This window comes from Nannocystis pusilla (assembly GCF_020073745.1).
Lineage (GTDB): Bacteria > Myxococcota_A > Polyangia > Nannocystales > Nannocystaceae > Nannocystis > Nannocystis radixulma.
The window spans coordinates 392160-405874 of the sequence record NZ_JAIRAU010000027.1; the positions used below are offsets into that span (position 1 = coordinate 392160).

3 protein-coding genes are annotated in these 13715 nt (G+C 73.3%); all 3 read left to right on the forward strand.

Translation table 11 applies throughout. The features are described from left to right. Window positions 1-66: 66 nt before the first annotated feature. The 3 genes from K7C98_RS20435 to K7C98_RS20445 all read left to right on the forward strand — a co-directional run bounded on the left by K7C98_RS20435 (window position 67) and on the right by K7C98_RS20445 (window position 13705). The gene (locus tag K7C98_RS20435) at window positions 67-1896 is read left to right on the forward strand and encodes an ABC transporter substrate-binding protein (protein ID WP_224193377.1); all 1830 of its coding nucleotides are present in this window, start codon (window positions 67-69) and stop codon (window positions 1894-1896) included. Between the two features lie 187 nt (window positions 1897-2083). Continuing rightward, complete coding sequence (gene rlmB / locus K7C98_RS20440) at window positions 2084-2863, forward strand: 23S rRNA (guanosine(2251)-2'-O)-methyltransferase RlmB (RefSeq protein ID WP_224193378.1); 780 nt, start codon at window positions 2084-2086, stop codon at window positions 2861-2863. Between the two features lie 150 nt (window positions 2864-3013). Then, window positions 3014-13705, forward strand: a complete 10692-nt coding sequence (locus K7C98_RS20445) for a tetratricopeptide repeat protein (protein WP_224193379.1) — start codon at window positions 3014-3016, stop codon at window positions 13703-13705. Window positions 13706-13715: the final 10 nt, after the last annotated feature.

Consider the following 13715-nt stretch of genomic DNA (forward strand, 5'->3'; position numbering starts at 1 on the left):
AGTTCGTCGCGGACGCATGGCCGATTGCTTGGGCCCGTCGAGGCGGCCGGCGTATGCTCGCCGACCATGAGCCGACTGCCCGTACGATTGCGACCGGGAGCGCCGGGTCGCGGCCCCCACAAGACGCTCGGACACCCGCTCGGTCGGGCGCTGGTCCACGCCGCGGTCGTACTCGCCGTGCTCGGCGCCTGTCGTGGATCCCAGGCCGTCGGTCCGGCGGCACAGACGATCCGCGCCGTCGATCCCGGGCACGTCGACCCCGCCTTCCAGGGCGAGTGGGACGCCGTGCAGGCCGCTCGCCAGAAGGACCCCTCCGGCGCAGCCGTGGTCGAGGCGGCCGATCGCCTGCTCGCCCGCGACCCGCCGCTCAACCTCCGGCTCGCGGCGCAACAGGTGAAGGCCGGCGCGAGCCTCGATCGCGGTGACTACGCGGCGGCCCTGGCGTCGGCCCGCGCGGGTCTCGAAGACGTCACGAAGGCCCGCGCGCAGGGGATCGATCTCGCCCCGCCGGAGCGCGAGCTCGCCGAAGACCTCGGTCGCACGCGTGCCCTCGCCGAAGCCGAGGTCGGTGATCCGCAGACGGCACTGCAAGCCATCGCGGCGGCGACCCGCGGCGACCGCGGTCAAGATCTCCTCTTCGCCACCGCGCGGGCGCGCGAGCGACTCGGCGATCGGGCGGGCGCAGCGCTGGCCTACGCGCAGTGGCGCGAGGTCGTTCCCGACGGCAGCGCCGCGGCCGCGCTCGCCGAGGCCCGCATGCGCGAGCAGTGGCGCGGCCTCGACGCAGCGACGCTCGAGGAGACGGCGCGCAAGGCCGCCGGCACACCGGCGGCGCAGTGCCTCCTCGTGCGCGCGGGTCGACGCGCGCCCGCCGGGGCGCCGGCGTGGGTCGGCGGGTGCCAGGTCGCCGGCGCGGGCGGTCCGCCGCGGATCGGGCTGCTGCTGCCGCGCTCGGGCAAGTTCGCCGGGCTCGCCGATGTGCAGCTGGCGGCGGCGACCGCGGCGGTGCGCGTGCTCGCCGGTGCCGCCGGCAGCAATTTGCAGGTCGCCTGGGAGGACTCTGGCTCCAGCCCTGCCGAGGCCAAGCAAGCGGCCGCGACGCTGCTGGCGTCGGGCGCGTCGGTGCTGGTCGGCCCGGTCGGCCCCGGCAACGTCGAGGCCGCCGCGGAGGTCGCCGCCGCGAGCGGCGGCCGGGTCCGGCTGGTGGTCCCGGGCGAGGGCACGGGTCCGCAAGTGCTCGGGGTCGCACCGACGCTCGAGGCCCGCGCCGCCGCGCTCGCGCAGGCCGTCGGTCGCGCGAACCGCACCACCGCGGTGATCCTCGCGCCCGACAACGCGTACGGCAAACGCGCCGTGGCCGCCTTCGAGAAGTCACTTCCGAAAGTAGGAGTGAAGTCTCTGAAAACAATCTATTATCCGGCCAACACGACGAGCTTCAGCAAGGTCCTCGGCCCGGTCCGCTCGAGCCTCAAGACGGCGGCGGTGCTCATCCCGGATCAGCTCGGTCGCGTCGAGTTGGTGGTCCGGCAGATGGTCCGCGACGGGGTCGTGATCGACCGCCCCAAGCAGCCCGGGGTGCCGGTGCTGTCGACCGCGGAGGGCAGCTCGCCGGAGGCGATCGGGCCCGGGCACGAGGTGCTGGAGGGCGTCCTGGTCGCGCCGGTCGGGTGGGAGACGCCCGAGGCGGCCGGCTTCACCGAGGCGTACACGGCGCTGGAGGGCTCGGGTCCGCCGGACCAGGCCTGGCTGGTCTACCGGGCCGTGGCCCAGGCGTGGGCCGGCGTCGAGGCGGCGCCCCCTCCCGCGGCGGCCGTGCTCAGGGTAGAAAGCGGTCGCTTTGTCGCGACCGAACCGGCCGTCTCGCTCACCCCTGCGGAGCGCCCCTCGGGCCGCTGACGCGCCCTCCAGCCCCGATCGACGGGCCCGCGGCGGCGACGGCCGGCGCCAGCGCCCGCCGGCCGGGCAGGGCCGTCCGCAAGCGCGAGACGAGGGCCGGCCCGCGCGCGGCCCGGGGAGCGACGAGGCGCGGCGGGGTTCGCACGGCCGGGACGGGCGCGGACCGCAGCGTCCCGGGCAGCCGCAGGTGACGCGCGACGACTACCTCGTGCCCGGCGAGCGGGCCGTGGTCGAGCTGCTGCGCGGCGCGCCGAACCGGGTCCGCCGGATCCTCGCCTTGCCCGGGCACGAGCTCGAACTGCGGCGTCATGTGCCGCCCGGGGTGGCGATCGATGTCTGTACACCGGACGCCATCGCCGCGGTGATCTCGCCCGAACTGGCGCGCGGGGTCGTCGCCATCGCCCGCCCCCCGCGCGCGTGGGACCTTCAAGAGTTACTTGAAGGATCGCCACCCGAAGGTCGGAAACATTTGCTGGTTGCGCTCGACGGTGTGCAAGATCCGCACAACCTCGGAGCGATCGTGCGGAGCGCCGAATTCTTCGGTGCGAGCGGGGTCTTCTGGGCCCGCGACCGCTCGGTCGCGGTGACGCCGACGGTGGTGCGGGCGTCGGCGGGCGCGACCGAGAGGTTGCCGCTGTGTCAGGTGACCAACCTGGCTCGCGCGCTGGCGCAGGCGAAGGAGGCCGGCTTCTGGGTGGTCGGCACGGTTGCCGAGGACGGCGCGGACCTGCGCCGGCTGGCCGCGGACGGCATGCCGGACGCACTCGTGGTCGTGCTCGGGAGCGAGGGTCACGGACTGCGCCGGTTGACTCGCGACTCCTGTGATTTTCTGGCGACCATCCCGGGCGCGGGCGGAGTCGCGTCGCTCAACGTCTCGGCCGCGGCCGCGGTGACGCTAGCGACCCTCTGCACGGCGAGCCCGGCCGAGGTCGCGAAGGCGGCCCCGATCGAGCCGGACGACGGGTGAATCCGGGGGCGTCCGAGTCGCGCCGCGATCTCGGGTCGCGACTGCATTAGGACCTAGCGAAGGCCGCAAATCTTCGCCACCCTATGGCAGCCTTCGCATGCCGCTCGCTCGGCGGACGCGGCCCCGCTGCGTCGCCTCTCGAGGCTTTCTATGTCCGAACTCCGCTCCGTCCTGTTTCAGTTCCTGACCCAACCGTCTGACCCGGCACGGCGCAGTGAACTCGCCGCGTCGCTGGCTTCGGTCGACCTGGCGGCGGCGCGCGCCGAGGCCAAGCAGGAGCCCGGCTCCGGGGACGCCGCCGCGAAGGTGATGGGCCGGATGATCCTCGACGGTGCCAGCAACGAGGAGGTCGTCGAGGCCGCGAAGCTGGCCGCGCAGAAGGCCCCGCGCGAGGGCGCCGGCAACGACGTGGCCCTGCTCGCGGGCGTGGTGGTGTGGCGGCTGTCGGGCCAGTCGACCCAGGCCGAACCTTACTTCCGCCGGGTCCGCCGCAACGAGCCCGCCAACCCGCAGATCCTCGCCTTCTATCGCGAGATGTTCTCGGCCGACTCGGACGCGAGCCAGCTCATGCAGGTGCTGGTGCAGGCGCGGCGGTCGCTGAAGAAGGAAGAGACCGACCAGCGCTTCACGCTCGCGCACGAGATGGCCGACCTCGCCGAGAAGAAGCTCGGCAGCATCGACCGGGCGATCGAGGTGTGGCGCTCGGTGCTGCGTGAGGACGGCTACGACCCGCGGGCCGCCAAGGCGCTCGAGCGGCTCTACCGCGAGGGGCAGAAGTGGACGGCGCTGGTCGAACTGCTGAAGGAAGAGTTCGACCGCGTGGCCGACCGGCCCGAGAACCGCGACGAGCGGATCGAGCGGCTGCTCGAGATCGCCGAGCTGTACCGCGACCACCTGCGCCTCGACGCCATGGCGCTGGCGACCCTGCAGCGGATCCTCGACATCAACCCGCGCCACGGCGCCACCATCAAGGCGCTGGCCGACACCTACGGCGCGTCGGGCCGCTGGAACGACCTGCTCACCGTCTACGGCCGGCTGCTGGACGCCGCGCGGGCCGAGAAGGACGTGCCGCGCCAGGTCGACATGCTGCGCCGGATCTCGAGCATCTGGGTCGACCAGCTCGACAACAGCACCAAGGGCATGGAGCCGCTGCACGAGGCGCTGCGGCTGGCCCCCGACGACCGCGAGACCCGCGACGCGCTGGCCCGGATCCACGAGCTGCGCAAGGACTGGCGCGCCCTCATCGACCTGCGCAAGGAAGAACTCGCCACCGCCACCGGCGAGCGGGCCTGCGAGCTGCGGATCGCCCTGGCCCGGATCGCCGAGGAGAAGCTGGGCGACCGCGCAGAGGCGATCGCGGGCTGGCGCGAGGTGCTGGCCCAGCACGGCGACGTCGAGGAGGCCTTCGTCGCCCTGATCGGCCTCTACGAGCGCGAGGGCCAGTGGCCCGAGGCCGCCGACGTCCTCCGGCGCCAGATCGACGCCGCGGCCGCGCCGGTGCGCAAGGTCGAGCTGCTGGGCCGCCTGGCCCACCTGCAGGCCGACCGCCTGCAGCAGCCCGAGGCCGCGATCGAGACCTGGGCCGCGGTCGCGCGGCTCGATCCCAGCCACGTCGAGGCCGGCACGGCCTTGCGCGCGGCCTACGTCGCCGGGCGCCGCTGGGACGACCTCGTGGCGCTGTACGAGGCGCAGGGTCGCCTCGGCGAGGTGCTCGACGTGCTCTACGAGGCCGCCGAGCAGCTTGCCGACGAGGACGAGCGGATCGCCCTGTACCAGCGGATCGCCGGCCTGGCCCGCGACCGCCTCAACGCGCCCGAGCGCGGGCTGGGGGCGCTCGAGAAGGTGCTGGCGCTGCGGCCCACGGACCTGGCGGTGGCGCGTGAGCTGCTGCCGATCTACCGCGAGCAGGGCGCCTGGACGCGGATGCTGCAGACCTACGAGGTGCTGCTGGCGGGCGTCAGCGACGACGACGACCGCCTCGAGCTCATCGCGGTGATGCGCGACATCGCCCTGCAGAAGCTGAACGACCCCAAGCTGGCGCTGCAGTGGGCCGCGCGGGCCTACGAGCTGCGCCCGACCGACGAGGTGCTGCGCGCCGGCCTCGAGGCGGCGGCCGAGCGGGCCGACGGCTGGGAGGCGCTGAGCAAGATCTACGAGCGCCGGATCGCCGCGCCCGACTGTGAGACCGGCGAGCGGCTCGAGCTGCTCGACAAGCTGGCGACCATCTCGCGCGAGCGCCTCGGCGAGCCGCTCGAGGCCCAGCGGTTCTACCGTCAGGTCGTCGACCTCGACCCGGCCAACAAGGTGGCCCACGCGGCGCTCGAGGAGATCTACACCGCGACCTCGCAGTGGGCCGACCTCGCCGCCGTGTTCCTCAAGCGGCTGTCGGTCACCAAGGAGAACAACGTGCGCCTGCCGCTGCTGCGCCGCGTCGGCGCGCTGCAGGAGCACAAGGTCGGCGACTTCGACGCCGCCATCGAGACCTACCGCGAGGTCCTCGGCCTCGCGGCCGGCGACAACGAGGCCCTCGACGCGCTGACCCGGCTGTACCGCGCCCGCGGCCGCTGGGCCGAGCTGGCCGAGGTGCTGCAGCGCCGGCTCGACGCGGTCGAGCTCGGCAACGACCAGATCCCGGTGCTGTTCGAGCTGTCGCAGCTGCACGCGACCCGCCTGCTCAACTCGCAGAAGGCGATCGCCGGCTTCCTGCAGATCCTCGATCTCGAGCCCGACCACCTGCCGACGATCGACGCGCTCGAGGTGCTGCGCCGCTTCGACCCGTCGAGCGCGCTCGCCATCATGCGCGGGCTGCTGCCGTACTACCGCAGCATCCACGACCACGGCCGCGAGGCCGAGGCGATGGAGGTCATCATCATGGCCGAGCCCGACGCCGGCGCGCGGGCGACCCAGCTGACCAGCCTGGCCGGGCTCTACGACCAGATGGGGGGCCGCCGCGCCGACGCGCTCCGCGTCCGCCGCGAGCTGTTCGTGATGAACCCCGAGGACGCGGCGCTGCGCGGCGAGGTCGAGCGGACCGGTCGCGAGCTGCAGCGCATGGACCTGGTGGCCGGCGCGTACGGGCAGATCCTGCAGAACATGCGCAAGGCCGAGGAGGCCGCCGAGGCCGCCGGCCAGCAGGTGTCGAAGGAGGCCCAGGCGCTCTACAAGGATCTGCTGCTGTCGCGCGCGGTCGCGCTGCGCGACGACCTGCAGCAGTACGACGAGGCCGAGGCCGCGTTCGCCGAGCTGCTCGACCGCGACGAGACCCACGAGGTCGCCTACCACGCGCTCGACGAGCTGCTGACCCGCCGCGAGGCGCACGAGGAGCTGATGAAGCTCTACCGCCGCCGCGCCGACATCATCTTCGACGCCGGCGAGCAGAAGCGCCTGCTCGAGAAGATCATCGCCATCGCCCGCGACGTGCTCGATAACCGCGAGATCGCGACCCGCACCGCGGAGGAGCTGCTCGACCTCGTGCCCGAGGACCTCGGCGCCGTCGCCACCCTGGCCGGCATGTACGAGTTCAGCGAGCGCCAGGACGACCACTACGCGCTCGAGGAGCTGCTCGGCCGCTGGGCCGAGCGCGTCGACAGCGACGCCGAGCGCCACGAGCTGGCCTGCCGGCGGGCCGCGCTGCGCATGGACAAGCTGAGCGACGCCTACGGCGCGGTCGACCTGCTGCAGGGAGTCATCGCCGCCGACCCCGACAACGAGGCCGCGCGCAAGCTGCTCGAGCGCCTGCTCGATCACCCCGACGTGCAGCTGCAGGTCGCGAACCTGCTCGAGCCGATCTACCTCGCGGTCAAGGACTACGCGGCCCAGGTCCGGGTGCTGCGCGTGCGCCGGCAGCAGGCCGAGTCGCTCGGCTCGACCGACGCCGCCACCGCGCACTTGTTGGAGATCGCCCGCATCGAGGAGAACGAGCTCGGCGACTCCGAGGCCGCGTTCGCGGCGGTGCGCGAGGCGTACCTGCTCGACCCGCGCCGCGCCGACGCGCGCACCGAGCTGCAGCGCCTCGGCGTCGAGCTCGAGAAGCAGCGCGAGCTGGTCGAGGTGTGGCAGCAGGCGCTGGGCAAGCTGCCGGACGCGGGCGCGAAGATCGAGCTGCTGTCGCGGATCGCCGTCGTGCTCGACGCCCACCTCGACGACCGCGACGGCGCGCGCAAGGCCTACGCCGATCTGCTCGCGCTCGAGCCGGCCGACGTCGACCTGGCCAAGCGGGCCACGCTGGCGCTGACGCGGCTGCACCGCGCGGCGGGCGACTCGCGGGCGCTGGTCGAGGGCCTGCGCGGGCTGCTCCGCTACGTCGACAAGGACGCCGAGCAGGTCCGGATCCTGCTCGAGATCGCGGAGCTGCACGCCGACAAGCTCGAGGACCTCAAGGGCGCCGCGGCGACCTACGTCGAGGTCCTCGACATCGACCCGGGCAACTTCCAGGCGCTCGACGCCCTCGAGCGGATCTACGTCGAGGGCGGCGAGTGGGAGGCGCTGTGCCGCGTGCTCCGTCAGCGCGTCATGAGCACCGACGACCCGTTCGAGCAGGCCCGCCTGTGGCGCAAGGTCGGCGAGATCCAGCGCGACCACCTCAGCGATCCGCACCAGGCGATCGAGGCGTTCCAGTGGATCGTCGACCTCGCGGTCGCGCCGAAGGAGACCCAGCTCGCGCTCGACGCGATCGTGCGCCTCAACATCGACCTCGAGCGCTGGCCCGACGCGGAGGAGGGCCTGCGCCGCCTGATCGCGCTCGCCACCGACGACGAGCGCAAGGCCGAGCTGCTCGGCCGCGCCGCCGAGGTCGTTGGCGACAAGCTCGGCCGCTACGCCGACGCCACCGACCTGCTCGAGGAGGTGCTGCGCCTCGACCCGCGCGACCAGCGGGCCCGCGCCACCCTGACCGAGTACCTGTCGCAGGACGAGATCCGCGAGCGCGTGATCAAGGTGCTGTATCCGCTGTACGAGGCGGAGCAGAACTGGCGCGCGCTGCTCGACCTCGAGGAGCGGCAGGCGCGGCACCAGGCGCCCGGTCGCAACCGCATGCTCGGGCTGCTGCAGGTCGCGCGCACCCACGAGGAGCGGCTCGGCGATCCGCAGCGCTCGTTCGAGGTGCTGATCGAGGCGCTGGCCGAGGCCGGCGAGCAGGCCGAGGTCGTCGAGGTGCTCGACCGCATCGACCGCCTCGGCAACGAGCTCGGCCACCACGAGGCCGTCCACGACACGTACCTCAAGAACGTCGACACCCTCGGCGACCCCGCGGTGCAGCAGCGAGTGCTGCGCTCGATCGGCCAGCTCGCGCGCGTGCTCGGCCGCAACGACTCGGCCCGCCGCGCCTTCGAGCGCCTGTTCGAGGCCAGCCCCGAGGACATCGCCGCCGCCGAGGCGCTCGAGCAGGTGCTGGTCGAGGAGAACGACTTCACCGCGCTGGCCGAGCTGCTGGTCCGCCGCGCCGACCGCAGCGACAGCGAGCTGGTGCGCGACGCGTTCCTCGTCCGCGCGGCCGAGCTGTACCGCACGAAGCTCGAGCGCCCCGAGGACGCGATCGACCTGTACGAAAAGACATCTGCGTCGGCGCAGCGCGGCGACGAGGTGCAGGCGGTGCTCGGGCCGCTGTACGAGAAGACCGAGCGCTGGGGCGACCTGGCCGAGTTCCTGCGCCGGCGCCTCGAGGGCCTGTCGGGCCGCGAGCTGGTCGACACCCACCTGCGCCTGGCCCAGCTCTACCGCGAGCAGCTCGGCGACCTCAGCGAGGGCCTGCAGCAGTTCGCCGAGGCGCTCAAGGCCGACCCGGACTACGTCGTCGGCACCGAACAGCTCGGCCGCTACATGAGCGACGAGGATCTGCGGCCGCAGGTCATCGCCCAGCTCGAGCCGGTGTTCACGGCCGTCGGCGACTGGCCGCGGCTGATCCAGATCCAGGAGCTGCGCCTGCTCGAGGCCGGCGACGACACCCACGCCCGGATCCCGATCCTCCTGAAGATCGCCCGGATCTACGAGGACCAGCAGGAGGACCTCGAGGGCGCGTTCAACACGGCCCGCCGCGCCTTCGCCGAGGACCCGAGCGACCCGAGCGTGCGCGAGCTGCTGCCGCGCCTGGCCCACGGGCTCGGCCGGCTCGAGGGCCTGGCGCAGCTCTACACCGATCACGTCGAGGCCGCCGCTGGCGACGAGCGCGACGAGACGCTGGTGATCGTGCGCGACGCGGCCGAGCTGTGGTCGCGCGCGCTCGGCCAGCCGCGCCGCGCGGTGCCGCTGTACCAGCGCCTCATCGAGGCCCGCCCCGACGACCGCACGGTGTTCCCGGCGCTCGAGAGCGCGCTGGCGCAGGCCGAGATGTACACCGAGCTGGCGACCGCGTACTGGCACGAGGCCGACACCTCGCTCGACGAGGCCCAGCAGCTCGAGGTGCTGCAGCGCCTGGCCGAGCTGTCGCTCGGGATCCTCGACGACGCCGACCAGGCGATCCGCGCCTACCGCCGCGTGCTCGAGGCCCAGCCCGATCACGAGGCCGCGCGCTCGCGGCTCGAGCGGGTCTACGCCCAGCGCGAGCGCTGGGACGACCTCATCGAGCTGCTGCGCGAGCGCCTGGTCCGCACCGAGTGGCAGGCCGACCGCGAGGTCGTGCTGCTCAACATCGCCGACCTGCAGGAGGAGCGGCTCGGCAACGTCGACGCGGCGCTCGACACCGTCGAGCTGCTGCTCAGCGAGCAGCCGGGCAGCGTCGGCGCGGTCGGGGCGCTCGAGCGCATGGCCGAGTCGCACGAGGCCCAGCGCGTGCGGATCTTCGCGGTCCTGCGGCCGATCTACGAGGCCACCGGCAACACGATGCGCCTCATCGCGGTCGACGAGTGGCAGCTGACGCAGACCGAAGACCCGGCGCAGCGCCACCAGATCTACCGCGAGATCGCGGCCTACTACGGCGGCCTCGATCAGGGCCAGGCGTACGCGTTCCGCACGCTGGCCCGCGCGCTCGCCGAGCCCGGCCCGGCCGGGGTGCTGGAGGCGCTCGACGCCGAGATCCAGCAGATCGCGCGCACCCACGGCTGGCTCGACGAGCTGCGCCAGGCGCTGCTGCAGGCCGCCGAGGCGGAGACGCTGCAGACCGACGCCGACCGCCGCGTCGCGCTCGAGCTGCAGGCGGCCCAGATCGCCATCGACATCGGCGACAACGACGGCGCCGCCCGCACTTTGCGACATGCCCTCGAGGTCATGCCCGATCAGCCAGAAGTGCTCGCGCTCCTCGACGAGGCGCTGGCCGGCCTGGCCGACTTCGAGGGCCTGCGCGGGGTGCTCGAGCGGCGGGTCGCCGTCGCCGAGGACGACGAGGACCGCATCGTCCTGCTGCGCCGCCTGGCCCGCCTGGTCGAGGAGGGCCTCGGCCAGCCGGAGGCGGCCGAGGGCGTGTGGCAGCGGATCCTCGACATCGAGCCCAACAGCACCGACGCGATGAACCGCCTGCGCCGGCTGTACGCCGCCCGCGGCGCGTACGACCTGCTGATCGCGGTGATCGGCAATCAGATCGACTCCGCCGACGACCCGGCGGTCCGCACGTCGCTGCGCAAGGAGCTGGCGCGGATCCACCGCGAGGCCCGCTCCGACCGCGAGGGCGAGATCGAGACGCTGCGCGCGCTGCTGCTGGACGCGCCGGAGGACGACGAGGCGCTGGCGATGCTGGCCGCGGCCCTGCTGGCGCAGGACCGCCACCGCGAGGCCGGCGACGTGGTCCTCGAGCGCGCCGCGATCGCGCCGAGCCGCGAGCGGCGGGTCACGCTGCTGCTCGAGGTGGCGCGCCTGCACATCGGCCCGCTCGCCGACTCCGTCGGGGCGATGGCCCACTACGAGTCGGTGTTCCAGGTGACGCCCGGGCACTCCGAGGCGATCGGCGACCTGCTGCAGCTCGTCCGCGACAAGGCCAGCTCCGACGCCGCGGCCGCGCTCGTCATCCCCCAGCTCGAGCAGATGGGCCGCTGGGCCGACCTCGCCGAGGTCTACAAGGCCCGCTCCGAGCTCACCGAGGATCCGGCCGAGGCCGCCGAGGCGCTGCGCCAGCTGGCGAAGATCCGCTACGAGCGGCTCAACGATCCCAGCGGCAGCCTCGTCGCCTCCAACCTGCTGCTCGACCGCGTCGCCGCCGACGAGATGCGACCTGTCCTCGAGTACACGGCGCGCCTGTCTGTCCTTTTGGACAGGGCCGAGGAGCACGTCGAGTCGCTGGCGCGGCGCGCGGCCAACGAGTCGCTCGAGCCGGCGGCGCGGCTGCTGATCGCCCAGGCCGCGGCGGGCGTGGCCGAGGAGATCCTCGGCGACCGCGCCCGCGCGCTCGGCCTGCTGGCGGCGATGCTCGACGCCGGGATCGCCGACGAGGCGACGGCGCGGCACATCGAGCGCCTGGCCCGCGCCGGCGGCGAGAAGCGCCTGCTGGCCCGCGCCCTGCGCGAGTCGGCCAAGCTGGCCGTCGGACAGGCCGGACGCGCCGATATCCTGGTGCGCCTCGGCGACGCCGAGTTCGACACCGGCGAGCTCGCCGGCGCGACCGAGGCCTACCGCGACGCGCTCGACGAGCGACCCGGCTTCGCCGGCGCGGTGGCCGGCCTCGAGCGCGTGCTCGACCGGGCGCAGAAGACCGGCGTCGAGGTCGGCCAGGCGCTCATCGAGCCGCTCGAGAACGCGTACCACCTGGCCGGCAACCGGCCTGGCCTGGCCAAGCTGGCGCGGCTGCGCCTGCAGAGCGCGACCGGGGACGACCGCGCCGCCGCGCTCGAGAACCTCGGCCGCCTGATCGACGAGGGCGGCGGGTCCCCCGACGAGGCGCTCGAGGCGTGGGGCAACCTGCTGCAGCTCGACGCGGCCCACCCGGTCGCGGTCGAGCGGGTGGTCGCGCTGGCCGGCAACAAGCAGCTGCTGATCAAGGCGGTGCAGTTCATGGCGGGGGCGATCGACGCCGCCCGCGAGGAGTCGCGCTCGTGCAGCCAGCTCTGCATCGAGACGACCAAGATCCTGCTCCGCGACCTGCGCCAGTACACCGCGGCCCTGCGGGCCCTGGCGCCGGTGCTGGCCGAGAACCCCGACAACCTCGAGGCGCTCGAGCTGCAGATCATGGCCTCGCGCGCGGCCGGCGAGCTGCCGACGCTGCACGACTCGCTGGTCCGCTACGCCACGCTGGCGAGCAACCCGGACCTGTCGATCCCGCTGCTGCAGGAGGCGGCCAACGTCGCCGAGGCGCAGGCCGAGCCGACCACGGCGATCGCCGACCTGCGGGCGCTGCTCGAGTTCGACCAGGGCCACGAGCAGGCGTGGGGGCGGCTGCTGCAGCTGCTCGAGGCGACCCAGAACGTCGACGGCCTGATCACCGCGCTCGATCAGCGGATCACGATCACCGCCGACGACAACGAGCGCCGCACGCTCCGCCTCAAGCTGGCCCACCTGCTGGTCGAGACCGGCAAGGTCGACGACGCGATCACGACCTACAACGACATGCTCGGGGCCAGGCCCGACGACCTGCAGGCGATGCAGGAGCTCGAGAACCTGCAGCGGCGGCTCGGCCACTGGCGCGAGGTCCGCGACGTGCTCGAGCGCAAGCTCGACCTGCTGCAGGCCGGCCAGCGCGTGCCGGTGCTCGAGGAGATGGCGGTGCTGTCGGAGGAGAAGCTCGGCGACGTCGACGAGGCGATCGAGCGCCACCGCCGGCTGCTGCTCGAGGCGCCGCGACACACGCCGAGCCTGGTCGCGCTGTGGCGGCTCTACGAGGGCGCCGAGAAGTGGGAGGACCTGGCCGAGCTGCTCGAGCAGTTCCTGGCGGTCCTGCGCGAGGTCGGCGGCGTCGACCAGCGGCGCGAGGTCGGCCTGCGGCTGGCCGAGCTCTACTCGGAGCGCCTCGGCGAGTCCGAGAAGGCGCGCGAGCTGCTGACCGAGCTGCTGCAGACCGACCCGAACTCGGTGCCGGCGCTGATGGCCCTGGCGGCGGTCGAGGAGCAGCAAGGCAACGACGAGGCGATGCAGGAGCTGCTGAACCGCGCGGCGGCGCTGCAGCCCCAGGGCACGGTCGGCGCCGACCTGCAGCTGCGCCTGGCCCGGCTGGCCGGCACGCCGGAGAAGCAGCGCGAGCACCTCGAGATGGCGCTGCACCTCCACCCGGCCAACATCGAGGCCGCCCGCACGCTGCTCGAGCTCAGCCGCAAGGAGGGCTACTGGGAGCAGGTCGCGTACCTGCTGGCGCTCCTCGCCAGCTACGCGGAGGGCGACGAGCAGCGCAAGCTGATCATCGAGCGCGTCGACCTGCTCGTCGAGAAGGTCGGCGACGTCGAGGAGGCCCTGCGCGCCCTGGCCCCGGTCTACGAGGTCGTCCAGGACGACATCGAGATCAACCGCCGGATCGCCGACGCGCTGTTCGTCAGCGGCCGCTTCGAAGACGCCAGCGGGATGTACGCCTGGCTGGTGCAGGTGGCCTCGGCGCAGCCCAAGAAGACCAAGCTGCTCGCGCACTACCTGACCCGCATGGCCCGGATCGGCCTCGCCAGCGAGACGCCGGACATGAAGACGGCGCTCGACAAGCTGAAGGACGCCTACAAGATCGACACCACCAACGCCGAGACGATGGTGCTCCTCACCGACGTGTACGCCCACCAGAACGCGTGGGAAGACTCGCTCAAGCTGGCCCGGGCGATGCTGCTGCAGAACGTCGACCAGTCGGGCATGGTCCGCCGCGGCGACATCTACCTCCGCCTCGCCAACGCGCACCTCGGCCTCAAGGAGACGTCCAAGGCGCTGTCGATGCTCCGCCGCGGGATCGAGGAGGACCCGGAGCACCCGGACCTCGGCCCCAAGATCAAGGAGATCCAGGCGGCCAACTGAGGCGGCGGGC

Excerpts from the sequence above, each read along its gene's own strand:
- K7C98_RS20435 (WP_224193377.1), top strand. The coding sequence starts at position 67 with ATGAGCCGACTGCCCGTACGATTGCGACCGGGAGCGCCGGGTCGCGGC.
- K7C98_RS20445 (WP_224193379.1), top strand. The coding sequence starts at position 3,014 with ATGTCCGAACTCCGCTCCGTCCTGTTTCAGTTCCTGACCCAACCGTCT.